Here is a 24,320-nt window from a genome sequence, read left to right as displayed (position 1 = left end):
TGTTGCCGTAGGGACGACGGGAAGGTGAATCAGTGGCCGAGGAGACGTTTCACGGCCTCTTCGTCGGCCTGGATCAGTACGAGATGTCGGGAAGGCTCGAATCTCTGAGATTCGCGGCCAGGGACGCGACGGTGCTGCACGCTCTGTTCCAGGACAACCTCGGCGGCGAGCCCAATCTAGTCCTGAACCGTCAGGCCACCAAAGACAGAATCCTGAAAGAAATACGACACATCGCGGCCGTGAGCACCGGCGACGATGTTGTGGCAATAACCTTTTCCGGGCATGGCACCCCTACGGGCGAGCTGGCTACATTTGACGCAAATCCGGACAAGATATCCCAAACGGCGATTCCTCTGGACGCCTTCGTCGCCGAAGTGGACAAGATCTCTGCGCGGCTGCTGATCGTGGTGCTCGACTGTTGCTTCGTCGGGGGTCATCTCGTCCATGGCCTGCGACGGCCGGACTCTGAATACGGCAGCCGGGCCGGCCATGTCGGGCGGGTCGGGCCCGACTCCATCGACCACGCCCTGAGCAAGATCGTCGGCCGCGGCCGACTCGTGCTGGCGGCCTCAGGCGAGGGGGAGAAGGCGTATGAGGGCAACGGCCTCAACCATGGGCTGCTCACCCACTACATCATTGAAGGGCTGCTCGGGACGGGCGACGTCCTTGTCGGAGGAAGAGTCTCGCTACTCAAGCTGGCCGAACACGTGATGATGAATGTCGCCTCCCATCCGAGACCGCTCGCCGGAAGGGTGCAGAATCCCGTCCTGCAGGCAAACCTCGGCTCGGTCTTCATCGATGTATTCCAAAAGGGGAAAAGGTACCTGGAGGTCGCGCAGGATACGAAGCTGCTCCCGGCCACACGGGCCCTGTCCAGTCTTGAGCAGCACGGCTTTCCTGCAAAGGTTCTCGACATCTGGGGAAAGCGGATTCAAAGGCTCACTCCGCTCCAGGTCGATGCCATCAACCGTGAAGCTCTTCTTTCCGGGAAGAACGTGGTGGTCACCGCTCCCACCTCGGCGGGAAAGACGTTGATCGGCGAGATCGCCGCAGTCTTCACGGTCACTCAAGGGAAGAAGGCCGTCTTCCTATTGCCGAACCGGGCACTGGTGAACGAGCAGTACGACCGATTCGTCAAAGAATATCATCCGGCCGGAATCACAACGGTCCGCGCCACCGGGGAGCTACGCGACCAGGTTTCGAAGCTGCTGTCCGGCGAATTCGATCTGGCGGTCTGCACGTACGAGAAGTTCATAGGTCTTTTGACCATGCGCCCTGATCTGCTGTCCCGCATCGGGGTTCTGGTCGTGGACGAGATCCATTGCCTCACGCTGCCTGGTCGGGGGCCACACCTGGAGATGTTGCTCACACAGATCAGGCTCCTGCGGCCCGCTGGGCGTGCTCCGCAGGTCATCGGCCTTTCATCGGCGATCGGCGGGTGTGCGGAGCTGGCGAAGTGGCTGGGTGCGGGACTTCTGGAGTCGCATGAGCGACCCACGCCGCTCCTTGAGGGCGTGGTGCGACCGGGTGGCGAGTACCGCTTCCTTCGTGATGGCGATGAAGAACAGGAGGCTCTGCCCAACCTTCAGGAATCGGACGATTCAGACCTGGCCGAACGCCTGGTCAGCGAGCTGGTCACCGCGAACGAACGAGTCCTCGTCTTTCGCTCCCAACGCCATCTGGCGTGGTCCTTCGCGCAGCATCTGGCCGGACGCCTCGGGCTCCCTCCGGCCAAGTCCACGCTGGATGCGTTAGTGGGTGGCGACGATGGCCGCGCCACTGAGCGGCTCCGCGAGTGCCTGCGCGGTGGCGTCGCCTTCCACGTGTCGGATCTGAGTGACGAAGAACGTCGCGTTCTGGAGAACTCCTTCAGAAGCAACAATGGAGAAATACGAGTACTCGTGGCCACGACGACCCTGGCGCAGGGCGTCAACCTTCCTGCGGACTCCGTGGTCATCTGCGAGCTGGAGCACCCCGGCAAGGGGGGACGTCCCTACTCTGTGTTCGAGTACAAGAACATGGCCGGTCGCGCCGCGCGAACCGGTCTGACCCCTCAGGGTCGCTCCTTCATTGTCGCAAGAGGCGAGGTCGACGCGGCCCAGAAATGGCAGGCCTACATCAAGGCCCGGCCGGAGGCACTGTGTTCGGCCCTGCTCGAAGGAGTCGATGATCTCCGGAGCACGATCCTGTCGGTGGCCGGGATCGCCAAGGTCGGACTCAGCAGGTCTCTGGGCGTGGACGTCCAACGCTTTCTGCAGTGGTCATTCGCTTCCTACCGGGCAAAGGACGGTGACGTGTCGCACCCTCTTGCTCCGGAGAAGGTGGAATCCGCACTGAAGGAGCTGTGTCAAACGCAGCTATTGTGCGCCACAGAGTCGGGCTTCGTGCTGACGAATCTCGGGAAGGTGGCCGCGCGCAGCGGCCTGCGCTTCGAGTCGGCCGATACCTTGGCGAAGGTGCTGGCAGAGGTACCTCCTGATGGCATGAACCGGATGACCTTGATCTGCGCAGCCCAGTTCACCAGGGAGCTGGACGACGCGCGGTTCCCCACCAGGTTGAACAACCGCCTGGGCGATCTGAACAAGCTGGCCAAAGAGCTGTCTCGCCAGAAGGTCGCCGAGCCCGTTCTGCGGGAGATGTGGGTCAATTCCGATGAATATGACTCGCATGTGGCACGGGCTCGGCGAAGTATTGCCTGCTTGATGTGGAGTAGAGGCATCGATCTCGCCGGGATCGAGCGCGCGATCGCTGTGCGAACGCATGCAGGCTACGCAGATGTGGGGCCCGTACGGCAAGCAGCCCGGCGTACCGGCGACATCATGCGCGCGGTGATCGAGATCGGGCAATGCGTGAACCCCGCGGCCGATCTCGGCGCCCTACCGGACCTGCTGCCCGCGCAACTGGAGCTGGGCATCGCCGAGGGGCTCGTTCCCATTGCGAAGTGGGTGGAGGTCCCGCTGAGGCGATCCGTGTATCTCAATCTTGCACGTGAAGGCCTCGACACAGCGGACCGGATCGTCGATGCCGATCCGGGGGTGGTGCGAACCTGTGTGGGCGATGACAGTGAGTTGATGGCCGTGGTCTTGGAAGCCGCAGAGCTGGCGTTGACCGAGAGGACGCGAGAGCAGGTCACGTTGAGCGACCTGGTTCCACCCCCAGTGGACTGAGTGAGAGGCCCTCGACGTCTGGAGCCTCCCAAGCCCACCCCAAGCCATAGGATCGATTCGCCTCAAGCTCCTCGAAGGAGCTCACGATCTCCCCAGCGTCGTTTGGTCTTACTCGGCCACGGCGGCATGAAGGATCGCCTGCCTCCAGCGGCAACTCATTGTCGATCACCCAGACCCGGCTCGGTATGTGCGCCCGGTCGAATCCAACAGTCAAGTCGAAGCGCCGGCAGGCGTATCTTGGTGTGCACACGTAGAACGGGGCCATCACTTCCGTGATCACTCGCACCGTCACCATGTGGCCTTGCCGTCGCTGCAGCGGCCTTGGCAGCCGTATCCGCACGCCGGTCCTGGTAGCTGACAACTGCTCACAGATCAGCGGGACTCCCCCGCCCAGAACATCGATCTGGAGGGGGCTCGACGCGGCTGGCGCCACGCCGTTCCGGGCTTGGCCGAGAGAATATGAAAGGGTGATTTCTCTGAGGTCGTCTTGGTTACTGATGATGTGCCGCTCTTCAATCACCTCAACGGCCGGGGATTTCAGGAGAACAAGGGTCTTCAGTCGCCCAACATACCAAGGAAGATCCTGAGCGGTGCGAAAGTCGGGCGGCTGCGGTGCGGACAGCGCCTGTTCCGCCAGCCAGGTAAGCGCATCGTCCACGTGGCGTCGGGCGGTGCGTGCGTCGCAACCCTGCTGAAGGGCCATCCGGTGTAACCGGGACTCGAACTTCAGGTTATCGGCACCGTCCAACGCGAGTGCCGGGACGACCACGCCGGCCATGTGCCGCGGCAGCGCCTTGGTTGTATGCTGCAAGAAGGCCTTGACCTTTCTACGCTGCACCGCGGGCCCGTCATCACCGGTCGCCCCGGCGAGCAATCGGAGCGCGGGTCCGATACGTGCTGCCGCCCTGGCATCTTCCAGACCGAAACCTTTGCGCACACGCTTCAGCTCGCTGATCACGTCAGCGGTACTTATCTTCATCGTCATCTCGTGATTACTCGATCCGGCTGCATCCAGGACCTGAGCCTGGACTCACCGATCACCGTGGGCTCCAATGGCTGGTGGAGCGCGTCGGCTCGGGCCCACTGCTCTGCCGCCTCTCGGGGGCGCCCCGAGGCAGCGGAGACATTGGCCAAGCCCGTCATCGCCCGGGCCGCCTCGTACCTGCTGCCGCACCGCTCGGCCGACTCGAAGGCATCCTGGTAGAGAGCGGCCGCCGCTTGGAGGTCTCCGGCGTTGAAGTGCACCCAGGCGGCACAATTGATCGACATGACGACGTCAAGCGGCAGGCCGAGTTCACAGAACTCCTTGCGGGCCGTGAGCGCATGCTCCAGCGCCTCGGAATAGGAGGCGAGTTCGGTCTCGACCAGTGCTATGGCGCGAAGGGTGATCGCCGCGTTGCGGGAATTGCCCAATCTCCGGTAGGCGGCGAGTACTGTACGCAATTCGTGAAGTGCCTTGTCGTACTCGCCGAGATAAAGAGCCGCCCATGCCAGGTTGGAGCGGGCGTTGGTCTGCCCGTGTTCATCCTGAAGTCCGCCGAACAACTGTAGTGCCTCTTGGTAGTGCTCTACTGCGGAGGCGAGGTCACCTTGGTCGGTATGGGCGATTCCTAGGCTGTTGAGGGCGACTGCCAGCATGCTGTGGGCTCCAGCCGCACGAGCGGACGCCACTGCGGCCCGGTGGGTGTCGATCCACGGCTCCCACTGCTTGGTGAGGAAGAAGTAGTCGCGCAGCGCGAACGCCAGCCGCCAGCATCTCTTGTGGAGATCGCGAGCGGCGGCCATCCGGCACAATGCGACCAGTGCCGGCCACTCCGCTTGGAACCACTTGATGGCCGAGGAGCGATCCGCGATTCCCACCGACGAAGTCGCGGCGCCGGGAGAGATTTCGGATGCCCGATGGCGGTGCGGTTCGATGAACCTTCCGCACGACTCCGCCAGGAGAATGTTGTGGTCGAGGAGGCGGAGCATGGCGGCGTCTTGATCCTTCCCCGCTATCTGGGTCAGCACGCTGTCCCGCGCGAACTCCCGCAGTAGGTCGTGCATGGTGACGCGGTCGGCGGTCTCATAGGCCACAAGGTGTGCGTTGCCAAGCCTGTCGATCAAGGTCCGGGCACGGGCCTGATCCACACCCATGAGGGCGGCCACACTACGGATCTGGATCCCATGTGCGGGGTGCAGAGCCAGCAGACCGAGTAACCGCCGTTGGTCTTCGCTGAGCGAGTCGCAGGACATGGCGAAGGCCGTTTGGACGCTCCGCTCTCCGTCATCGATGGCTTCCATCGGGGAAACCTCTTCTTCAGCGAAGGCCGCCTCGAAATCCTCCAGGGCCCATTTCGGGTTGCCACGGAACCGTGCCGCAGCGATACATATCGCCAGTGGCAGCCGACCGCAATACTCTACGAGCCGTGAGAGCAGGCCGACCTCGGCGCCTTCGGCACGCTCCCCGCCGACCGATCGGAAGAGCGCGATGGCCTCCTCCATGTGCAACGTGTCAACGGGTAGGTGCTCGGCCTGGTCCAAGCTGCTCAGCCGGTTTCTGCTGGTCACCAGGACCCGGCAGCTCAGCTCGGCCGGGAGCAGAGACCTGATCTGGTCAGAGCTCTCGACATTGTCGAGAACGAGCAACATACGCCTGCCGCGCAGCCTGCTCTGGTAAAGGTTGGCGCGGCCGGCTCGACCTGATGGCATCTCCTCTCCCGATACGTTGAGCAAGGTCAGTAGGTCTCCGAGCACGCTGTGGTCGGTCAGCTTGGTCCCTCCGGGCGTATGGGCGCCGAAGTCGAAGAACGCGACGCCATCAGGGAAGGATCGGCCTATCTCATGGGCGGCGTGGAGGGCGAGAGCGGTCTTCCCGGCCCCTGCCATCCCGGTCAGCAAACAGACATTCGCGCCATGCTCACTCTCCATGAACGCCGCGAGCCTCGCCAGCTCTCCGCAACGTCCCGTGAAGTGCTGAGGCGAGGGCGGAAGGCCGGCCAGCCTGCCGCTCGAGAGGCGCCGTGATCGTTTGATCTTGCCCTGCGGAACCAGCTTCATCAAGGCGCCATCCGCTTCCAGCGCATCATCGCACTTTTGGGCGAATTCGGGCGTGACCGCCACCTTGCCAGCCTCGACTTTGCTGACCCAGCTCTTGCTACACCCGATGATTTGCCCGTATTTCCCCTGAGATATACCGGCCGCCTCGCGCCTGCGCCGGAGTTCGCTACCGAACACCAATGACGGTTTCGCCATGAGTCCATGATGGCCCCCTTCATCGCCCTTGTCGCCAGGTATCAGTTCAGATGACTCTGCAACCGGCTGGAACATAGCCGTGTCAGCCGGCCGGGGCGGTCGCGATCGACAAGATCAAAGCGTTGACGGCATGGGTGTGCACCGGCTTGCACCTCCTTCGGCATCGGTACGCCGAGATCGAGAACGGCTTACGTGATCGGGCCTGACTGCCGCCCGTTGAGGAATACATTCGCCGAGCAGAGGTGGTTCCGTAAAGAGGTTTCCTGTTGAAGGTTTCCACGGAAACTGGAAACGGCTGCCTAGCAGCGAGGTTTCCGCGATCGGATAATGAGCAGTGGCGAACGCACCACAGGAGCAGGCCCCCTAAGCGGCACCCATATCAGCCGAACTCTAACCACGGTTATACAAATCGTGCACACACTTGCTTTGCCGAATGGCCCTCTCTCGCGGCATACGGATCGGCGACGATCACATTGGGAGCAGGAACAGGCTGAGCGGGGTGCTCGTCACCGTCAGGGCGATGAGCAGGAGTAGTACGCGCGCCGGGCGGGAGGTGCGGGGTGGGGTGGTGAGGCGGGCGATGCGGGCGTCGAGGTCTCGCCTGGTGTTGTGGCCGGTGGCGGCGAGGGTGCCAGGTGGGGCGGGGAGGTGTTCGCAGGTGTGGAAGCGGCGTAGGGCGGTGGCCAAGGTCAGCCGGTCGCTGTCACGGGCGGCGCGGTCGTCGGCGCGCATCTCGACCAGGAGTGCGACCGCGTCCAGCATGTCCCGGACGCGGCGGCTGGCGGGAAGGGCCCGGTGCAGCGCGGCGAAGGGCAGCAACACCAGGTCGTGGCGTTCGCGGGCGTGGGCGCGCTCGTGGGCGAGTACGGCCTGGAACTCCAGGCCGGTGAGCAGGTCGAGGCTGCCGGTACTGACCACGATCGCGGACCGGCGGCCCGGCAGGCAGTACGCGGTCACCGCGGGATGCTCGACCACCAGGGCGTCCCGCTGGTCGGGGTGCGGGCGGGCGATCAGCGCGAGCAGCGTACGCTGCCTGCGCCGCAGCGCGGCCACGGCGCGGGCGCTGCGCAGCAGGGCGAGGGCGAGCCACCCGGCGACGGCCAGGCCGCAGGCGGTGAGCAGGAGGTGTACGGGCGTGAGCGCGGCGGGCAGGTCGCCGCGGGCGGCGTCACCCGCGAAGGCCACCAGCGCGGGAACGACGCCCAGCCGGTAGGGCGCCAGGCCGAGCGCGACGGCGGTACCGATGCCTGACAGCACGAGGGACGCGCCGATCGCCTGCCAGATCACCAGGGAGGTCCGCGGTGCCCGCCAGGCCCGCCGGGACCGCGACATGACCAGCATGGCGGCCAGCGCGGCCGGCAGGGTGAGGAGGTGGTGGACGGCGTAGATCACGACGTCCCGCCCTCCGGGAGGGCTCGGCGGAGGGCTTCGGCCTCTTCCGGGGTGACGGAGCGGGCGAAGTGGCCGAGGGCGGCGAGGCGGTCGCCGGTTTCGCTAAGGGCCGCCAGCATGAGTTCGGCGATGTAGGTCTCGCGGCCGGCCGCGGGGCGGTAGCGCCAGGTGCGGCCGTCCTCGTCGCGTTCGCGGCGGACGAAGTCCTTGCGGACGAGCCGGTTCAGGACGGTCATGACCGTGGTATAGGCGTTGTCGCGGTCGCTGAGCCGGTTGACGACCTCGCGTACGGTCAGCCAGGCGTCGGTGCCCCACAGCACCTCCATGATCGAGCGCTCCAGCTCACCCAGGCTGTTCACACCCCTCCTTCCGCGCCGCGGGCTTCGGTACGGGCTCGCGGGCCGGTACGGACAGCACGGTCGCCGCCGCGAGCACCGCGAATGCGGCTCCGGCCAGGTACGGCAACGCGGCCCCGGCATCGAACAGTAGTCCAGCGGCGGCCGGTCCGGCGATGCGCGCGGCGGCGTCCGCGGACTGCCCGAGGCCCAGCCGCACGCCGCGCCGCCCGGGCGGCCCCGCGACGGCCAGCAGGCTGGAGACCGTCGGGGTCAGCAGGCCGTGCCCCGCGGCCAGCAGGCAGACCGCGGCCAGGCACTGCCACCAGGTGGCCGACGCCGCGACCGCCACCATGCAGCCAGCCATGATCACCGCACCGGCCGCCGCGACGCGCGCGTCGCCCCAGCGGCGCGCCAGCAGGAACACCGGCCCGGCCTGCACCGCCACCAGCGCCAGCCCGGCCGCGGCGAGCGCCAGGCCGATGGCGGTGGCGTCCCAGCCGTAGCGGTCCCGGCCCAGGAAGGCGAGGGTGGTCTCCATGCCGACGAAGGCGGTCATGGCCAGGAAGCCGGTCGCGGCCAGCAGCGCGACCGGGAGGCGTCCGGACTTTTCCTGATCGGTGGTCGATGGGTCGTCCTGCGCCGGACCCCGGGGCGGTTCGGGCAGCCAGACGAGCGCGGCGACGAGGTTGACCGCCGCCAGGCCCGCCGCGACGTACGCGCACGCGGCGAACCCCAGCGGCGCGAGCACCCCGCCGATCGCCGGACCGAGCATGAACGCCATCCCGATGGCGGCCCCCATCTGGGCCATGGCCTGGGTACGGCGGTCGGCGGGCGTGGTGTCGGCCAGGTACGCCTGCGCCACCGAGATGCTCCCGCCGCTCGCCCCGGCCAGCACCCGGCAGACCAGCAGCGCGCCCAGCGAGCCCGCAAGTCCGGTCAGCGCCATGGACACCGCCGATCCGGCGAGGGCCAGCAGGAGCACAGACCGCCTGCCGTACCGGTCGGACAGCCTGCCCAGCAGCGGGGCCGCCACGAACTGCGCGACGGCGTAGGCGCTGACCAGCGCGCCGAACCACAGCCCGGTCGCGCCCAGCTCCGCGGCGTGGAACGGTAGCGACGGCAGCACCAGCGTGAAGCCCAGCAGATCCACAAAGACCGTGCCCAAGATGACGAGCCGCGCCGAACGCCGCATCACATCCCCTTCCCAGCTCTACTACAGCGCGTCATACTACGGCGTGTAGTAGATGGTCCCGCAGGAAGGGTGCCATGGAGAAATGGAGCGGCCCCCCGGGCTACCCATGCCCGGGGGACCTGGAGGTTGCCGTCACAGGTGGTGCCGGCGGCGTTTAAGAAGGCGGATCAGTCCTGGTCGATGTGCGCTCTGCCGTTGAGCCACCGGGCCGCGAGTGGAGGCCCGGGCCGGATTCGAACCGGCATCTCAACAATCTCCGTCCGCCTTCGGTCGATCCGGCAACCGACGGTCGATGCTGAATCTGGAGCGAGAATCTGAATTTGATCGGGCCGTACGGCCCTGAATCAGGCTCAGGCTTCAACCTCAGCTTGCGCTCCTCGCGCACCCTCGCCCGCAGGCGAGGGAGTCTGTCGGGTCATGCGAGCAAGTAGGCGAACACCTTCTCGCCGATCTTCTGATCGACGACCTCAGTGCCATTGGCCTCCTCGCGCGCATATTTGACGGCCTCCTGGAGCTTCTGCACCCGGGCCAGCAGTTCGTTGACGCGGCGCTGCGGCAGCGCCCCGGAGAACGCGACCTTGGTCCAGTAGCCGACGACGATGTCCTCGTTGTACACCTGCACCTGCGCCGGGTGCTTGTCGGTCGCCGCGGCCAGCACGTGGTTGCGCGGCACCTTCTTGGTGCGGGTCGTCTTGACCGGCTCGGTACGCCATGCCTCGGTGTGCTCGTCCTGTGCCCAGGTCTCGGCCGGGTCCAAAGTCGGCAGCTTGGAAATGAACGTGTGCACATCGGTGAGCTGCTTTTCCAGGAAGAGCAGATAAGTGACGGGCACATCCGCCAGCAGTACCGAACCGTCCACCATCACGTCGGCCTTGGCGGCGCAGTTCGCCCAGTCCTTTGTCGCGGTCACGTCGAACAGACGCGTGAGCACGTCCCCAACGCCCTTCAGCACGGCCTCCGCCTGCACCTGAACGCGCGTCGCCTCGGGCGGCAACTGCTCACCCTCATCGTCGATCGGCTGGTAGGTGCGCGAGATACCAGAAAGCAGCGGGGCCTTCTGAATCTGCTGATAAGCATCGGTCACCTTACGCTGGACTTCGGACTTCACGCCCTTCTCCACCGCGAGGATCTGATTGAGCTTCGTCACGCGAATAACTGTAGAGGGGTAAGTCCCGCCCGCACATCTGAATATTCACCTGATAACGCCGATCGTCCCGGTGGCCAGACGGTCATAACGCTCAAGGGCGCGGGATGACCAGTTCGCGAAGTGGGTCGCCGCCGTCGATGAAGAGGCGGGCGTTGGGCGTGGTCGCCGCGGCGATGCGCCGCAGCATGCGCTGGCCGGTCTCGGGGTGCCGCCCGTCGAGTGCGCCGACGCGGACGGCGAAGACCAGGTCGTACGGTTCCTCCTGTGCCTGGAGGGCGAAGTCCTCGCCCGCGACCTGGCGGACGCTCATCCGCCCGGCCGCGATCTCCTCAGCCGCACCTGCCTCGGCCTGCGCGATGGCGGCGGCGGACCTGTCGATGGCCAGGATGTGGCCGCTGGTGAGCCGCTCCGCCACCGCCCGCGCGGCCGCCCCCGGCCCGCATCCGATTTCGAGCACCCGTGAGTCCGGCCGGAGGGGGAGCGCGTTCACGACGGCCGCGAGACGCGGCGAAAGAGGTGGCGACATCCACAGAAGAGTAGGCGAAGCCCGGATCCCCCTGGTCGGGGTCGCGGAACTGTCGGTGGCGACGGGCAGAATCGTCGCCATGACCGAACTGACGTCCGCGATCACCGGCTACTGGGATGCCGCCGCCCGCACATTTGACGACGAGCCCGACCACGGCCTGCGCGCCGATCACACGCGCGCCGCCTGGGACCACCTGCTCCGAGCGTGGGCGCCTTCCGATCCGGCCGACATCCTGGACCTGGGGTGCGGGACAGGCTCGTTGTCGCTGTTGCCGGCCGCGTCCGGGCATCGGGTGACCGGCGTGGACCTGGCGCCTCGGATGGTCGAGCGGGCACGGGCCAAGCTCACTGCCGCCGGGCTTCCCGGGCGTTTCCTGGTCGGCGACGCCGCCCTCCCGCCCACCGGCGGGCAACGGTTCGACATGCTGCTGTCCCGGCATCTGCTGTGGACCCTGCCCGACCCACACGCGGCGCTACGCGAGTGGGTCGCCCGGCTTCGCCCGAACGGCCGCCTGGTGCTGATCGAGGGGCGGTGGGGCGGCCCCGGCCAGGCCGAATCACCCTATGTGACCGGCGCCCGGTCACTCCCTTGGGTCGGCGGCGTCACCGCCGCCGACCTGGCTTCCGCCGTACGACCGCTCGTCAGCGATGCCCGCATTCACCCGATCAGCGATGATCCCGACCTATGGGGCGGCCCGGTAACCGACGAACGCTATGCGCTGATCGCACACCTCTGATGCAGGTCGGCCGGCGGGCTTGACCTTGACGCTAGTGTCAAGGGCGTAGCTTCCGTCGCATGCCCATGGAATCGGAGATGAGGATCGGCGAACTCGCCCGGCGTACCGGGGTCAGTGCTCGTTCGTTGCGTTACTACGAGCAGCGGGGGCTGTTGTCGCCGGTCCGTGATGAGAACGGCTACCGGGAGTACGACGAGATCGCCGCGGTTCACGCGGTGAACATCAAGGATCTGATGGACCTGGCGCTCACCGTGGAGGACATCCGGGAGGCCAAGGAGCTGGGGTGCCTGGATCGGCCGTTGGGGCGGGAGGCGTACTGTGCGGCGGCGTTGGACACCGTGCGGGCGCGGCTGGAGAGCCTGGATGAGCGGATCGGGCGGCTGAACCGGTTGCGTGGGCGGCTGGCCGCGCATGCCGAGGAGATCGAGCGCGGGCTCGGCCGGGTCAGGGCGGGCTGATGGTCGTTTCCGCAACGCGGGCCGGGACCGGTGCCGCGTCGATCGGTCGTGCCCTGCCGCTGGCCCTGGCCACGTTCGCGGGGGCCACCGGGGACATGGTGATCGCCGGGGTGCTCCCGGACATCGCCGCTGACCTGCGGGTCGGCGAGCCACTGGCCGGGCAGCTCGTCACGGCGTACGCCATCGCCTACGGGCTCGGCTCGCTGCTGCTGGCGGTGGCCACGGCGCGGCTGCCGCGCCGGCCGGTGCTGTTCGCCGGGCTGGCGGTCTTCGCCGTGGCGAACGTGCTCGCGGCCTTCGCCCCCACGTACGGGATCTTGATCGTGCTGCGGGTCGTCGGCGGGCTCGCCGCCGCGGCCAGTACGCCCGCGGCGATGGCCGCCGCCGCGACGATCGCGCCGGAGGGCCAACGCGGGCGCTACCTGAGCCTGGTCACCACGGGCATCACCGCCGCGCTCGTGCTCGGCGTGCCGATCGGGACGTGGATCGGCGGCGGGTACGGCTGGCGGGCCACGATGCTGTTCGTCGCCGCGCTCGCGCTGATCGCGCTGGTGGGGATCTTCGCGGTGCCGAAGCTCGCGGCCCCGCCGTGGGAGGGGCTGCGCGCCCAGGTCGCGCCGCTCACCCGGACTCCGGTGCTCCGCGTGGTCATCGCCATGATCATCAGCGGTACGGGCGGGCTGATGCTGCTCACCTACATGTTCCCGATCTTCCGTACCGCCGGTGGTGTCGACTACCAGGCGATGTCGGTGCTTTTCACGATCCACGGCATCGCGGGTACGTTCGCGGCCTGGCTCGGCGGGCGCGGGTCCGACCGGATCGGCCCGCACCGCACGCTTGTGCTGGCCTTCGCCGGATATGCGGTTTTCCTCGTCGCGACCGCGGCGGTGACCTGGGCCGGTGACATGCCCATCGCCGTCCTCGGCGCGGCGGCGATCCTGCTGGCTCTGGCCGGGTGGGCGGTCAATCCGCCGTTGCAGTCGATGATGTTCACGCTGGCGCCGGGGGCCGCCGGACCGGCGATGGCGCTGGCCACCTGCGCGATGTTCATCGGGGCTTCGCTCGGCGGGGTGCTGGGCGGCGTGCTGCTGGCCACGGTGGGCGCGGCGGGCATCCCGCTGGCGGGCGGGCTGCTGGTACTGGCCGCCATGCCGATCCTGCCGCGCGCCGGCCGGTGACGGCCCGGGTCGTCAGGCGGGCGGGGAGGTACGCACCGGCAGGCCGGTGAGCGCCCGTTTGATGCCCGGCTGCCAGCCGGCCTCCCCGGCCAGCGCGAGCCCAGGGAACCGGTCGAACAGGCTGGTGAGCGCGATCTGCGCCTCGGCGCGGGCCAGCGCCGCGCCCAGGCAGTAGTGGATGCCGTGGCCGAAGCCGAGGTGGGCGTTGTCCGTGCGGTGCGGGTCGAGGAGTCCGGGCCGGTCGAAGCGGCGCGGGTCGCGGTTGGCCGCCGCGTACACGACCTGCACCGCCTCCCCCGCCGGGATCGCGACGCCGCCGAGTTCCACCGGCGCAAGGGTGTACCGCATGACGGCGATCTCGGCGGGCCCGCCGTACCGCAGGAACTCCTCCACCGCCGCCTCGACGTCGCCGAGCCCAAGAGAGCGGGTCAGGATCAGCCGGACGCTCTGGCTGATCAGGCCCACGGTGGTCTCGTGCCCGGCGATCAAGATGCTGATGGAGAGCGAGATCAGCTCCTCGTCGCCGAGCCGGTCGCCGTCGTTCTCGCGTACCTTGATCAGCCCGGACAGCAGGTCGTCGCCGGGCGCGCGCCGCTTGGCGGCGATCAGGTCGCGCATGTAGCCGACCAGCCCCCTGGCCCCCTCGGCGATCCGGCCCAGGTCGGGCGCGCCGAGGGCGGCGGTCCAGGTGCGCCAGGTGTCGCGGTCATCGGCGGGTACGCCGAGCAGTTCGCAGATGACCTCGATGGGCAGCGGGTAGGCGTACCGTTCGATCAGGTCGAACTCCTCGGGCACGACGGACAGCAGCGCGTCGGCGATCTGCTGGATGCGCGGGCGCAGCCGTTCCACCCGGCGGGCGGTGAACTCGCGGGAGACCAGGCGGCGCAGGCGGGTGTGGTCGGGCGGGTCGTACACGCCGAGGGTGTGCAGCAGGTACGGCGCGACGTCCTCGGGCAGGCCGGCCATCGCGGCGAGGTCGATCTTGCGTTGTTTGGTGATGTCGCTGCTGAAACGGGGGTCGGTCAGCACGGTGACGCTTTCCGGGTAACCGGTGACCAGCCAGATGGGGGTGCCGTCGAGGTAGATGCCGCGGCTGACCGGGCCGTCCTTGGCCAGGCCGGTCAGGTACGCGTCACGGTCGGGGGCGGTCAGCAGACCGGCGAGAGTGCTCATGTCGGCTCCAGAAGGGAACTCGAAAGGGGACTCGAAAGGGGAAAGGGCGGTCCGCGACGGCTTCAGCGCTACTGCCGCTCTTTTCGGACCGCGTCCCATGCGGTCAGGACGCGGTCGTCGGCGAACACGCCCCGGGTGAAGATCTCGATGGCGGCCCTGGAGTACTGCAGGGTGGCGTCGGTGCCGTGCAGGTCGGGCACGCCCAGCGCCCTGGACAGGTGTTCGCCCAAGGTCAGCGGCGCCAGCAGCCACGTCACGTAGATGGCCGCCCGCGCCCGCGGATCCTCGCTGGGCTGCGCCCATCCCTCGCGTACGCCCTGGTCCAGCCAGCGGCCGGCGGCCTCGACGATCTCGTCGAACAACCCGGCGGCCTCCGGCGTGCCGTCCAGGAAGGCCCGGGCCAGGTAGCGGCGTACGGCGGTGCCCGCTTCCAGCAGCGCCCCCAGCCCGGGCGCGTCGCCCAGCGCATCCAGGCCGGGGCCGCCGCGCACCAGCGAGATCACGTACCCGTCGCACTCCTTGCGCAGGCCCTCCTTGCTGCCGAAATGGTGCAGCACCAGCGCATGGGACACCCCGGCCCGCGCGGCGACCGCCCGCACGCTGACCCGGCCGACCCCCTCGGCGCCGAACAGCTCCAACGCCGCGTTCCTGATCCGGGCCCGCGCGGTGAGGTCGTCGCTGTTGTCTGACCGCATGGTCAGCACATTAACCAAATGGTCAGCCTTACGGCAAGCGAATACGCCAGTCCGCCCGGCTCATCACGCCGAAGCGGGACAGCACCGCCAGTGCCAGCACGGCCACCGCCACGATGACGAAGACGTGGCGGGCCGATGCGACGTCGCTCAGCCACGCCGCGGACAGCACGCTGAGCGGGCCGAAACCGGTGGTCAGCAACTGCGAGGTGGCGGTGACGCGGCCGAGGAGGTTCGCCGGAACGGTGTCCTGGAACAAGAGTGTGAGCAGGCGACCGAGCAAGGAGAGCAGGAACATCAACGACATCATCAGCAGGCCGACCGACCAGGTCTGACCGGCCGCGGCCATGACTCCGAACGCCACGCCCATTCCGGCGCACAACAGGGTGATCAGCGTATGGGACGGGAATCGCGCCTGGACCTTCGCGAAGACCAGACCGCCGCCGATCGCGCCGACGGCTCCCATGGTGGTGGCGATGCCGATCTCCATGCCACTGAAATCGAGTTCCTCCCGCATGTAGAAAATGAACATGAGGAAGGCGGCGCCGATGAAGAAGTCGAAGAAGCCGCGCCAGATGGCGATCTGCCGATACAGCGGGTTGCCGAAGGTGAAGCGAACACCTTCCCACATGTGCCGCAGCACATCGTTTTGGGTAGCGGAGTCGTGAGCCGGGTCCGCGATGCCCCACGACGGGATCTGGCTCAGCGACACGAAAAGCAGCAGGAAGACCCCGGACGTGACGAGCAGCGCGCCGCCGACGTCGCTCAGCCCGACGACCCAGCCCGCCAGCATCGGGCCGACGGCCTGGGCGATGGAGACGAAGACCTGCATGAGGCCGTTCGCGCGGGGAAGCGTCTGCCGGTCCACCACCCTGGGCAGCGCGGCGGTGTCGGCGACCAGGTACAGGCGGACCAGGAAGTCGATCAGCGCGGCGGCGGCGATCAGCGCCACGGTGCCGAGCGAGCCGGTCAGGGCCAGCGCCCCGCAGGCCGCCATGACCAGGACCTCGGCCCCGGTGATCAGGAGCAGCAGCCGTTTCCGGCTGACCAGGTCGACGATACTTCCGCCGATGACGGCGACAATGAACTCGGCGACGAAACCGACCGCGAACATGAGACCCATCAAGACCGGCGAGCCGGTCAAAGATAAGACGACCAGCGGCATTACCAGGTCATACGAGGTCTCCGCGAGCCGATGTATCGCAGCCCCACCGATAAGCCAGCGAGCAGCAGGATTCATTGACTTCTTTTAACATTCGCCCGAGCCGTTGATCAAGCAAGGGTCAAATGGTCAAATGGTCAAATGGCCGAATGGCTAGGCGGCGACCTGTTCGGCGTCCCGGGGTTCGGCGGGGGTCTTGCGCCGGGTCAGGTAGACGTAGCCGATCGCGCCGAGGAAGAGGGCGATCGAGGTCCACTGGTTGAGCCGCATTCCGAAGATCTCGTTGGCTGGATCGACCCGCATGCCCTCGATCCAGAAGCGGCCCAAGGTGTAGCCCGCCACGTACAGGGCGAAGAGGCGGCCGTGATGCAACATGAAACGACGACCGGCCCAGACCAGGACCAGCGTCAGCGCCAGGTTCCACAGCGATTCGTACAGGAACGTGGGGTGATAGGTGGTGACGCCAGGTACGGTGCCGGGGCGGCCCGCCTCGATCTCCAGGCCCCATGGCAGGTCGGTGGGGCCGCCGAACAGTTCCTGGTTGAAATAGTTGCACCACCGGGCGATGGCCTGGCCGAGTGCGACGGCGGGCGCGACGGTGTCGGCGACCTCGCTCACCGTGATGCCGCGGCGCCGGCAGGCGATCCACACGCCCACCGCGCCCAGCGCGACGGCGCCCCAGATGCCCAGGCCGCGCCAGCCCGGTCCGGATTCGCTCCAGATCAGGATGGCGTCGATGGGCCGGTTTGGGGCATCGGGCCCGAAATACAACTGCCAGTCGGTGATGACGTGGTACAGCCGCCCGCCCACGATTCCGAACGGCACTCCCCAGACCGCCAGGTCGACCATGGTCCCCGGTGTTCCGCCGCGGGCCCGCCAGCGGTACTCCGCGAAGGCGACCGCGACGACGATGCCGAGCATGATGCAAAGGGTGTAGCCGCGGATGGGAATCCACCCGAGGTGCCATACCTCTGCGGGCGGCGGGGGGATCACGGCAAGCGACATGGCAGGCAATCTATTTCAATTTCCCTGAAGAGGGGACCCCGTTCGCGTACCGCCACGCCATGAAAGCGTCAGGAACGGCCGCGGAGTCCCGCCGCGACCTTCTCCGGCGTCGGGGCCTCCATGACGTCCATCACCTCGCCGTCTCTGAGGAACAGCACCCGGTCGGCGTACGCGGCGGCGGCAGGGTCGTGCGTGACCATGACGACGGTCTGTTCCAAGGTGTCGACTACGCTTCTGAGCATCGCCAGGATCTCCTCCCCCGACCGGGTGTCCAGGTTTCCGGTCGGCTCGTCGGCGAACACGACCTCCGGCCGGGCCACCAGCGCGCGGCAGATGGCGGCCCGTTGTTGCTGGCCGCCGGACAGTTCGTTGGGGCGGCGGTGTACGTGCTCGGCGATCCGCGTACGGGTCACCAGCTCGCGTACCCACCCCTGGTCCGCCCGGCCGCCCGCCAGCCGTACCGGCAGCTCGATGTTCTCCTTCGCGGTCAGCGCCGGAAGTAGGTTGAACGCCTGGAAGACGAAACCCACCCGCCGCCTGCGCATGGTGGCCAGCTCGGCCTCGGTCAGCGCGGTCAGATCGACGCCGCCCACGCTGACCGTGCCCGAGGTGGGCCTGGTGAGCCCGGCCGCGCACTGGAGCAGCGTGGTCTTGCCCGACCCCGACTGCCCCATCACCGCGGTGAACGACCCGCGGGCGAAGCCGTGGCCGACGTCCCTGAGCGCGGCGCCTCCACAGCGAGCCGGGCCACTGCTGACAGCCTTCCGCCGCCGCCCGCCCGAATCGTCCGCATCCCGGATGATCTCCGCGCGGTACTCCGGACCCTCGGCGGGAGTACCGAGGTACCGTCGCGGGGCTTCGCGCACGACGGCTAGGGTGCTGTGCCATGCCGGAGACGCGCCTGGACACCGCCCGGATCCGGGCGGCCCGCCGGGTGATCGACCCGGTCTTCCTGGACACCCCGCTGTACCGCTGCGAGGCGCTGGAGCCCGGCCTCGGGTGCGCGGTGAGCATCAAGCTCGAAACGGCGAACCCGGTACGCAGCTTCAAGGGCCGCGGCACCGAGCTGGTCGCGAGCCTGCTCGCCGATGCCGGCCGGCGGGCCGTGGTCTGCGCCAGCGCGGGCAACCTCGGCCAGGCCCTCGCCTGGTCCGGTCGCGGCCGGGGGCTCGACGTCACCGTCGTGGCGTCCCGCTTCGCGCCGGCGGCCAAGCTCGATCGCATCCGCGCCCTGGACGCCAGGCTGGAGCTGGTGGACGGCGACTTCGACACGGCGCGCGAGCGGGCGGCGGCCATCGCCCGGCACGACGGCGTACGGCTGGTCGAGGACAGCCTGGACATCGAGACCTGCGAGGGCGCGGCGACCATCGGTCTGGAGCTGGCCGACGCCGCGCCGTCGTTCGACACCGTGCTGATCGCGCTCGGCGGCGGGGCCATGGCCACCGGCGTGGGCCATGTGCTGAAAGCCCTGGCGCCGGGAGTCGAGGTGATCTGCGTACAGCCGCTGGGCGCACCGGCGATGACGTACTCCTGGCGCCGCCGGCACGTGGTCACCACCGACTCGACCGACACCATCGCCGACGGCGTCGCCGGCCGGCGTCCCATCCCCGCCGTCCTGGACGACCTCCTGCTGGTGGCCGACGACGCCGTCCTGGTCCGGGAGTCGTCGATCATCGCCGGCATGCGCATGCTTTTCGACCATGCCGGCCTCGTCGTCGAACCCTCGGCGGCGCTCGGCCTCGCGGCCGTCCTCGAAGACCGCCCCCGCTTCGCCGGCAGGCATGTGGCCACCATCGTGTGCGGCGGCAACGTCGACATGGACGCCTACCTGCGCTGGGTGGGCGCGTCTCCGATCGACAGAACCTGACCTCCACCGGGGCCCGGCACACGGCCTCACGCCTGCACGACCTTCAAGCTCCATTATTCCGGAATTTCGATTTTATGGTTCAATCGAGTCATGCAGACGATCCTCAGCATGTTCCTGGCCGCCGCCGTGGCGGCCCCGGTGACCGGTGGCGTCGCCGCCCCCGCCCCCGCCGACCTCAAGAACGTCGAGTCCGTACTCGCCTACATCCGCGCCCATCCCAATGACGTCGCGCTGGTGACGAAGGGCATCAGGCACAACGCCGACCAGCTCACGTCCGTCGCGTCCGCCCTCAAGATCACCCACCTGGCCGCCTACGCCGACGCCGTGCGCAAGGGGAAGATCAAGCCGGGCGAGCGCGTGCCCGTGGCCCGATGGAACGCCTATCACCTGCCCGGTACCGACGGCGGCGCGCACGAGGAAGCGCTCAAGCGGCTCAAGCCGGGCGCGAACGCGACGCTCGACCAGATCGTCTCCGCGATGATCGAGGAGAGCGACAACGCCGCCGCCGACCTGCTGCGCGACCGCCTCGGCCCCGCCGCGGTGAGCAAGTTCGCGCGGACCCCGGTCGGCACCATCAACGGCGAGATGCTCCGCGGGTTCGGCGGCTGCAAGCTGCCCGCCGACGTCTGCCTGAAGAACTACGTCAAGGCCGGTAAGCAGATCCAGCTCAAGCTCCCCGGCATCGCCGAGCAGGCCGCCTGGGCCGAGAAGGTGACCCGTATCAAGCCCGGCGTACTGCGCGCGGTGCTCTCCGACCTCAGGAAGGACAAGATCGCGCGAAAGCACCTGGAGTGGCCGATGCGTCAGCCCGGTGCCGACCCCGACACGCTGCGCCTCGGCGCGAAGGGGGGTGCGCTGCCCGGCATCATCAGCGAGGCGATGTACACCGTCCAGCCTGGAGAGAAGCCGCGCGAGACGGTACTGGTGCTGCGGCGCCTGCCCACGTCGACTTGGCTGTCGGGGCTGCGAAGCTATGCTCATCAGCAGTTCATCGTGCGGATGGCGACCGATTCGGCGTTCTTCGCGAAGGTTCGTGCAGCATTGAAGTGAGGCAGCACTGAGCAGTGCCGACGACCGGCTGGAGAGCCTTGAGGCGCGGGTCGCCGCCCTTGAGGCCGCGCTCAACGCGCCCAAGCCGGTGGCCGCCGGCGATGACACGGGTCTGATCACCTACGGTGGTCAGGCCAAGCTCGGCGGCTATGAGTGGCTGTGGGAGGTGAAGCGCAGCCCCGGGTGGTTGCTGCGGCAGCCGGCCGGGCCGCTGGCCGCCGTACTGGCCGCCGCCGGGCACCCGGCCCGCTTCCAGATCCTGCAGTTACTGGTCGCCGGGCCCAAACCGGTCGCCGACCTGCAGACCGAGCTGGCCCTGGCCTCGCCTGGCCAGCTCTACCACCATCTCAAGACGCTGACCTCGGCCGGGCTGGTCGAGCAGCCGGAGCGCGGGGTCTATCGGGTCCCGGCGCATGCGATCTTCCCCGTGCTGGCCCTCGCCGCCGCCGCGATCGACGTGACAGAGGACTCAGGCAGGCCGCCGCAACCTCACGATCTTCCCGGCTGAGGCGGCGAAGCGGAGGCACGGGCGCGGGCGGTCATGTGGTCACCTGCTGAGGTCTGACGCGGAGTACGGTGAGTGATCCGAGGAACGCGAAGACGCCGCCCACGATGAAGAGTGCGTGGTACCCGCCGAGGTGCTGTACCGCCAGTGCGGCGACGAACGGTGCGACGACCTGGGGCGCGTTCAGGGCGATGTGGAAGACGCCCAGGTCACGACCGGCGTCGCCGGTCTTGGGCAGCACGATGGTGGCGAGGGAGAGGTCGACGCCGAGGAACGCGCCGAGGGCGAATCCGCTCAGTCCGGCCTGGACGAGGAACATGGTCCAGCTCGGCGAGAGCAGCGGCAGGACGATCGAGAACGTCAGGAGCAGGGACGAGATCAGCACGAACCCCCGGTGCCGCCCCAGGCGGTCCACCAGCGGCCCGGAGATCAGGGTGCCGATGGTGAGGAACACGATGCTGGTCGTCTGGGCGGTCGCCACCGCGGAGGCGGGCGCGAGCCCGGCCGGCAGCACGATGTGATCTTGCAGGATGTACAGGCTGAAGCCGAAAACGGTGTTGTAGCCCAGATAGATGACCGCCCGGGAGATGAACACCCACCGGTAGTCCCGGTCGCGAAGGCTGCTGAACATCGCCAGGAACTGCCGCCCCATGGGCTCGCGCGCAAGGTCCGGAGCGTCCTGCGCCGTGTTGGAGCGTTCCCGGATGAGCACCGCGGAGATGACGGACGCGATCAGGAAGAGGCCGCCGAGCAGCGCGTACGCGACCATGACGGAGTCGACCAGGGCCGCGCCCAGTTGGACGCCGATGATGCCGCCCACGGGAATGCCGACCCCCTGCACGGTGCTGGCCAGGCCGTGGCGCTTCGCCGGAATGCCTTCCGGAATCGTGGCCAGGATGATGTTGAGGCCGATGTTGATCGTGGCCTGGACCAGGAACCAGCCGATCACCAGGCCGGTCACGGTGGAGACCGCTCCGGTGAGCACCAGCGCGGCGGCGGTCAGGACACCGCCGGCGAGGATCCAGGGTGATCGACGCCCCCAGCGCGTCCGGGTGCGGTCCGACATCAGTCCCACCAGCGGCGGTATGCCGAACGAGGCGATCGCGCTCACGCCGTTGACGAGGGCCAGGGCGGCGACGGCGCCGTCACCGGCGGCGGACCTCACCTGCGAGGGCAGGAGCACGGCGATGGCGGCGTTGTTGGCGGCGTACCCGAAGACGTTCACCAGGAACATCGCGGCGAGAAGGGCCGGGACGCGCCCGCGACGCGGAGCGTCGGTGGCGGGCTCGGTTCGGGGGGTGGGGACGGGGGTGGGCAAAGCGGTCATGCGGGTTCCTCTGTTCTCATGGCACGGCTCTGGGACGGGCGGGCCGATGACGGCCGCCGTTCAGAGGTGGTGTTCGCGCATGAGCCGTTGATCGCTTCCCCGAGATCGGCACCGGCGCGCTCACAGTACGTGAGCATCGATCCTGCGGCCAACGGAAGCCAGCAAAAGTCATGAAAGTACCGGAACTGGTCAAAACCGGCGTGGCCGCTGTCGCGCGGCTCGGCGATCGTGGACGCGATGACATCGCACACGATGCTCATCCGTGCTGGACAGGAGGCTGCCGGCCGATCGGTGGGGCCTGTGCCGTACGGGCCGGGGCCGGGTCGGCGGCAGGCCGGTGAGGTACCGCATCAACATTCCGCGGGTGCTTCGCGCCGGCGTCGTGGGCGCTTGGAGAGAGGTTCGATATGGAAGTCACCGTCAACAAGCCGGCCTGCGTGGGCGCGGGTCAGTGCGCCCTGGTCGCCGACGATGTGTTCGACCAGGATGACGACGGCATCGTGATCATGCTGAAGAGCGTGATCGGCCCCGCTGACGAGGCGGCCGTGCGGCGGGCCGCCGCGTTGTGCCCGTCGCACGCCATCAAGCTCGCGGAGTAGCGCGGCATGGAGTCCGGTACGCGATCGGACGTGCTCATCGCGGGCGCGTCGGTGGCGGGGCTGACCACGGCCAGGACGCTGCGCGACGAGGGCTTCCCCGGGACGATCACCATGATCGGCGATGAGGACGCGCTGCCGTACGACCGGCCGCCGCTGTCCAAGCAGATCCTGACCGGCAAGTGGGACATCGAGGAGTCCGCGTTGTGCACCGAGGCGGACCTGGACCGGCTCGGGGTCCGGCTGCTGCGGGGTACGGCGGCGGTGTCGCTCGATCCTTCCGGGCGGGTGGTGACCACGGCGTCCGGCGACGAGCTGCGTTACGGCACTCTCGTGGTGACCACGGGGACGTCGGCTCGGCGCCCGGCGTACGGGGCGGGCCTCGGCGGGGTCCACCTGCTGCGTACGCGCGCCGACGCCACGGCCCTGCGGGACGACCTCGCCACGGCCCGGCACGCCGTCGTGGCCGGGGCGGGCGTCCTGGGGTCGGAGATCGCCGCCGCGCTGCGCGAACTCGGCGTCGCGGTGACCCTCGTCGGACGCTCCCGGCACCTGCGCCTCGGTCTGGCGGGCGGCCTGCTGTCGCCGCTCATCGCGCGGTTGCACCGTGCGAACGGCGTCGATCTGCGGCTCGGCGAGGAGGTCGCCGGGCTGCGCGGCGGTGATCGGGTGACGGCGGTGGTGCTGTCCGGTGGCGACGTGATCGAGACGGGTCTCGTGGTCGCGGCCATCGGATGCGTGCCCAACACCGGGTGGCTCGCGTCGAGCGGGCTCGATGTCTCCGACGGGGTGGTCTGCGACTTCGCGGGCCGTGCCGCGCCGGGCGTCTTCGCCGCGGGCGACGTCGCGGCCTGGACCGATCCGCGTACGGGGGTCCCCGTCCGGGTCGAACACCAGCTCAACGCGGCCGAACAGGCGCAGCTCGTGGCCGGGACCATCGCCACCGGCACGACGCCCGCCGCGCCGCCGGTGCCGTTCTTCTGGTCGGAACTGTTCGGGACCAGGATTCAGGTCTACGGGCACGGTGACGGTGAGGGTACCTCGCTCGACACGATCGCGGGCGACGCGGAATCGGGGCGGTTCGTCGCCGCCGTCCAGCGGGACGGAATCGTCACCGGAATCGCCGGATGGAACATGCCGCGCGATTTTCGTGCCGCCCGCGCGCATGTCGGCCGTCCGGCCGCGGAACTCAGCCGGCTTTGAATCGCCGATTCTTGGAAGAAAGGAAGGTGGCGATCGTGACGGACTCGCTCTGCACGATACGCGACACCGCGACCTGCCCGTACCCCGATGCCGCCACGATGCCCTTCGACGGTACGCCGCGGCCGAAGGGGGCCGGCGGAAACGCCGGTCGGTTCGTGACCCGGCACGAGAGCGTGGGAATCGCGGGCCTGCCAATGGGCGCGGGCCGTGACGCGGTGGCGCACATCAGCGCCGGTGGAACGGTCCTGTTGCCGACCCAACCGGCCCAGATGGCGGAATCAGGGTCCGATCCAGCGCTGATCTCGATGGCGGCGGAATTCGCGGGCGTTCTGCCCACCTACCAGACCGGAGCGGTGTCCGTTGACTGAGAAT

The 24,320-nt window shown here is 68.4% G+C and carries 23 protein-coding genes; 10 read left to right on the top strand and 13 right to left on the bottom strand.

Features of this window, described 5'->3' with window-relative positions:
* The first annotated feature begins 32 nt into the window (after positions 1-32).
* Positions 33-3,167, top strand: coding sequence for a DEAD/DEAH box helicase (locus ACH34R_RS10950; protein WP_397561238.1), 3,135 nt, complete (start codon positions 33-35; stop codon positions 3,165-3,167).
* Here ACH34R_RS10950 and ACH34R_RS10945 read toward each other — a convergent pair.
* The 7 genes from ACH34R_RS10945 to ACH34R_RS10915 form a co-directional block, all read right to left on the bottom strand.
* Positions 3,130-4,152, bottom strand: a complete 1,023-nt coding sequence (locus tag ACH34R_RS10945) for a hypothetical protein (RefSeq protein WP_397561237.1) — start codon at positions 4,150-4,152, stop codon at positions 3,130-3,132. The two genes, ACH34R_RS10950 and ACH34R_RS10945, sit on opposite strands and share 38 nt — an antisense overlap.
* Positions 4,149-6,401: a helix-turn-helix domain-containing protein gene (locus tag ACH34R_RS10940; RefSeq protein WP_397561236.1), complete on the bottom strand. Its 2,253-nt coding sequence runs from the start codon at positions 6,399-6,401 to the stop codon at positions 4,149-4,151. The genes ACH34R_RS10945 and ACH34R_RS10940 overlap by 4 nt, the downstream gene beginning before the upstream one ends.
* A gap of 468 nt (positions 6,402-6,869) precedes the next feature.
* Positions 6,870-7,793, bottom strand: coding sequence for a M56 family metallopeptidase (locus tag ACH34R_RS10935; protein WP_397561235.1), 924 nt, complete (start codon positions 7,791-7,793; stop codon positions 6,870-6,872).
* The gene (locus ACH34R_RS10930; RefSeq protein WP_397561234.1) at positions 7,790-8,152 is read right to left on the bottom strand and encodes a BlaI/MecI/CopY family transcriptional regulator; all 363 of its coding nucleotides are present in this window, start codon (positions 8,150-8,152) and stop codon (positions 7,790-7,792) included. Before ACH34R_RS10930 ends, ACH34R_RS10935 begins: the two co-directional genes overlap by 4 nt.
* Positions 8,136-9,323 carry an MFS transporter gene (locus tag ACH34R_RS10925; protein WP_397561233.1) on the bottom strand — a complete coding sequence of 396 codons (1,188 nt, stop codon included), beginning with the start codon at positions 9,321-9,323 and terminating at the stop codon, positions 8,136-8,138. The genes ACH34R_RS10930 and ACH34R_RS10925 overlap by 17 nt, the downstream gene beginning before the upstream one ends.
* A gap of 415 nt (positions 9,324-9,738) precedes the next feature.
* Complete coding sequence (locus tag ACH34R_RS10920; RefSeq protein ID WP_397561232.1) at positions 9,739-10,470, bottom strand: hypothetical protein; 732 nt, start codon at positions 10,468-10,470, stop codon at positions 9,739-9,741.
* A gap of 91 nt (positions 10,471-10,561) precedes the next feature.
* Complete coding sequence (locus ACH34R_RS10915; RefSeq protein WP_397561231.1) at positions 10,562-10,996, bottom strand: SAM-dependent methyltransferase; 435 nt, start codon at positions 10,994-10,996, stop codon at positions 10,562-10,564.
* Positions 10,997-11,075: 79 nt separating this feature from the next.
* Between ACH34R_RS10915 and ACH34R_RS10910 the strand changes: the two genes are divergently transcribed.
* Genes ACH34R_RS10910 through ACH34R_RS10900 form a run of 3 tightly spaced genes read left to right on the top strand, consistent with a single transcriptional unit; the run spans position 11,076 to position 13,368 of the window.
* The gene (locus ACH34R_RS10910; protein ID WP_397561230.1) at positions 11,076-11,732 is read left to right on the top strand and encodes a class I SAM-dependent methyltransferase; all 657 of its coding nucleotides are present in this window, start codon (positions 11,076-11,078) and stop codon (positions 11,730-11,732) included.
* 59 nt (positions 11,733-11,791) lie between these two features.
* A complete protein-coding gene (locus ACH34R_RS10905) occupies positions 11,792-12,190 on the top strand; it encodes a MerR family transcriptional regulator (RefSeq protein ID WP_397561229.1) in 399 nt (132 codons plus the stop codon).
* Positions 12,190-13,368 carry an MFS transporter gene (locus ACH34R_RS10900; protein ID WP_397561228.1) on the top strand — a complete coding sequence of 393 codons (1,179 nt, stop codon included), beginning with the start codon at positions 12,190-12,192 and terminating at the stop codon, positions 13,366-13,368. Before ACH34R_RS10905 ends, ACH34R_RS10900 begins: the two co-directional genes overlap by 1 nt.
* A gap of 12 nt (positions 13,369-13,380) precedes the next feature.
* On the opposite strand, the gene ACH34R_RS10895 is transcribed toward ACH34R_RS10900, so the two are convergent.
* The 5 genes from ACH34R_RS10895 to ACH34R_RS10875 form a co-directional block, all read right to left on the bottom strand.
* Positions 13,381-14,541 carry a cytochrome P450 gene (locus ACH34R_RS10895; RefSeq protein ID WP_397561227.1) on the bottom strand — a complete coding sequence of 387 codons (1,161 nt, stop codon included), beginning with the start codon at positions 14,539-14,541 and terminating at the stop codon, positions 13,381-13,383.
* Between the two features lie 68 nt (positions 14,542-14,609).
* Positions 14,610-15,236 (bottom strand): TetR/AcrR family transcriptional regulator, encoded by a 627-nt coding sequence (locus tag ACH34R_RS10890; RefSeq protein WP_397561226.1) that lies wholly within the window; start codon positions 15,234-15,236, stop codon positions 14,610-14,612.
* Between the two features lie 28 nt (positions 15,237-15,264).
* Positions 15,265-16,473, bottom strand: coding sequence for an MFS transporter (locus ACH34R_RS10885; protein ID WP_397561225.1), 1,209 nt, complete (start codon positions 16,471-16,473; stop codon positions 15,265-15,267).
* A 75-nt stretch (positions 16,474-16,548) separates the two neighbouring features.
* On the bottom strand, positions 16,549-17,400 hold the full coding sequence (lgt, locus tag ACH34R_RS10880; RefSeq protein WP_397561224.1) for a prolipoprotein diacylglyceryl transferase: 852 nt from the start codon (positions 17,398-17,400) through the stop codon (positions 16,549-16,551).
* 68 nt (positions 17,401-17,468) lie between these two features.
* On the bottom strand, positions 17,469-18,266 hold the full coding sequence (locus ACH34R_RS10875) for an ABC transporter ATP-binding protein (protein WP_397561223.1): 798 nt from the start codon (positions 18,264-18,266) through the stop codon (positions 17,469-17,471).
* Positions 18,267-18,286: 20 nt separating this feature from the next.
* On the opposite strand from ACH34R_RS10875, the gene ACH34R_RS10870 reads away from it, so the two are divergent.
* The 3 genes from ACH34R_RS10870 (at position 18,287) to ACH34R_RS10860 (ending at position 20,825) form a co-directional block, all read left to right on the top strand.
* Positions 18,287-19,267, top strand: a complete 981-nt coding sequence (locus ACH34R_RS10870; protein ID WP_397561222.1) for a threonine/serine dehydratase — start codon at positions 18,287-18,289, stop codon at positions 19,265-19,267.
* A gap of 90 nt (positions 19,268-19,357) precedes the next feature.
* Positions 19,358-20,317, top strand: coding sequence for a serine hydrolase (locus ACH34R_RS10865; RefSeq protein ID WP_397561221.1), 960 nt, complete (start codon positions 19,358-19,360; stop codon positions 20,315-20,317).
* An 88-nt stretch (positions 20,318-20,405) separates the two neighbouring features.
* A complete protein-coding gene (locus ACH34R_RS10860) occupies positions 20,406-20,825 on the top strand; it encodes a helix-turn-helix transcriptional regulator (protein WP_199537255.1) in 420 nt (139 codons plus the stop codon).
* 31 nt (positions 20,826-20,856) lie between these two features.
* Here ACH34R_RS10860 and ACH34R_RS10855 read toward each other — a convergent pair whose 3' ends face one another.
* Complete coding sequence (locus ACH34R_RS10855; protein ID WP_397561220.1) at positions 20,857-22,149, bottom strand: MFS transporter; 1,293 nt, start codon at positions 22,147-22,149, stop codon at positions 20,857-20,859.
* A 407-nt stretch (positions 22,150-22,556) separates the two neighbouring features.
* Between ACH34R_RS10855 and ACH34R_RS10850 the strand changes: the two genes are divergently transcribed.
* From ACH34R_RS10850 to ACH34R_RS10840, 3 genes are read left to right on the top strand one after another with little or no spacing between them, the layout of a single operon-like run.
* Positions 22,557-22,748 (top strand): ferredoxin, encoded by a 192-nt coding sequence (locus tag ACH34R_RS10850; protein ID WP_397561219.1) that lies wholly within the window; start codon positions 22,557-22,559, stop codon positions 22,746-22,748.
* Positions 22,749-22,754: 6 nt separating this feature from the next.
* On the top strand, positions 22,755-23,948 hold the full coding sequence (locus ACH34R_RS10845) for an NAD(P)/FAD-dependent oxidoreductase (RefSeq protein WP_397561218.1): 1,194 nt from the start codon (positions 22,755-22,757) through the stop codon (positions 23,946-23,948).
* A 26-nt stretch (positions 23,949-23,974) separates the two neighbouring features.
* On the top strand, positions 23,975-24,316 hold the full coding sequence (locus tag ACH34R_RS10840; protein WP_397561217.1) for a hypothetical protein: 342 nt from the start codon (positions 23,975-23,977) through the stop codon (positions 24,314-24,316).
* Positions 24,317-24,320: the final 4 nt, after the last annotated feature.

The sequence above is a fragment of the Spongiactinospora sp. 9N601 genome, assembly GCF_044326295.1.
Taxonomy (GTDB): domain Bacteria; phylum Actinomycetota; class Actinomycetes; order Streptosporangiales; family Streptosporangiaceae; genus Spongiactinospora; species Spongiactinospora gelatinilytica.
Note: the sequence above shows the minus strand (reverse complement) of the source record. Positions and strands in the feature narration are given on the sequence as shown.

What these genes read in the sequence shown, in the direction of transcription:
- ACH34R_RS10910 (WP_397561230.1), top strand. Translation starts at nt 11,076, where the DNA reads ATGACCGAACTGACGTCCGCGATCACCGGCTACTGGGATGCCGCCGCC.
- ACH34R_RS10870 (WP_397561222.1), top strand. Translation starts at nt 18,287, where the DNA reads ATGCCGGAGACGCGCCTGGACACCGCCCGGATCCGGGCGGCCCGCCGG.
- ACH34R_RS10915 (WP_397561231.1), bottom strand. Translation starts at nt 10,996, where the DNA reads ATGTCGCCACCTCTTTCGCCGCGTCTCGCGGCCGTCGTGAACGCGCTC.
- ACH34R_RS10925 (WP_397561233.1), bottom strand. Translation starts at nt 9,323, where the DNA reads ATGCGGCGTTCGGCGCGGCTCGTCATCTTGGGCACGGTCTTTGTGGAT.
- ACH34R_RS10945 (WP_397561237.1), bottom strand. Translation starts at nt 4,152, where the DNA reads ATGACGATGAAGATAAGTACCGCTGACGTGATCAGCGAGCTGAAGCGT.
- ACH34R_RS10845 (WP_397561218.1), top strand. Translation starts at nt 22,755, where the DNA reads ATGGAGTCCGGTACGCGATCGGACGTGCTCATCGCGGGCGCGTCGGTG.
- ACH34R_RS10855 (WP_397561220.1), bottom strand. Translation starts at nt 22,149, where the DNA reads ATGACCGCTTTGCCCACCCCCGTCCCCACCCCCCGAACCGAGCCCGCC.
- lgt (WP_397561224.1), bottom strand. Translation starts at nt 17,400, where the DNA reads ATGTCGCTTGCCGTGATCCCCCCGCCGCCCGCAGAGGTATGGCACCTC.
- ACH34R_RS10900 (WP_397561228.1), top strand. Translation starts at nt 12,190, where the DNA reads ATGGTCGTTTCCGCAACGCGGGCCGGGACCGGTGCCGCGTCGATCGGT.
- ACH34R_RS10905 (WP_397561229.1), top strand. Translation starts at nt 11,792, where the DNA reads ATGCCCATGGAATCGGAGATGAGGATCGGCGAACTCGCCCGGCGTACC.
- ACH34R_RS10885 (WP_397561225.1), bottom strand. Translation starts at nt 16,473, where the DNA reads ATGAATCCTGCTGCTCGCTGGCTTATCGGTGGGGCTGCGATACATCGG.
- ACH34R_RS10850 (WP_397561219.1), top strand. Translation starts at nt 22,557, where the DNA reads ATGGAAGTCACCGTCAACAAGCCGGCCTGCGTGGGCGCGGGTCAGTGC.
- ACH34R_RS10940 (WP_397561236.1), bottom strand. Translation starts at nt 6,401, where the DNA reads ATGGCGAAACCGTCATTGGTGTTCGGTAGCGAACTCCGGCGCAGGCGC.
- ACH34R_RS10865 (WP_397561221.1), top strand. Translation starts at nt 19,358, where the DNA reads ATGCAGACGATCCTCAGCATGTTCCTGGCCGCCGCCGTGGCGGCCCCG.
- ACH34R_RS10895 (WP_397561227.1), bottom strand. Translation starts at nt 14,541, where the DNA reads ATGAGCACTCTCGCCGGTCTGCTGACCGCCCCCGACCGTGACGCGTAC.
- ACH34R_RS10890 (WP_397561226.1), bottom strand. Translation starts at nt 15,236, where the DNA reads ATGCGGTCAGACAACAGCGACGACCTCACCGCGCGGGCCCGGATCAGG.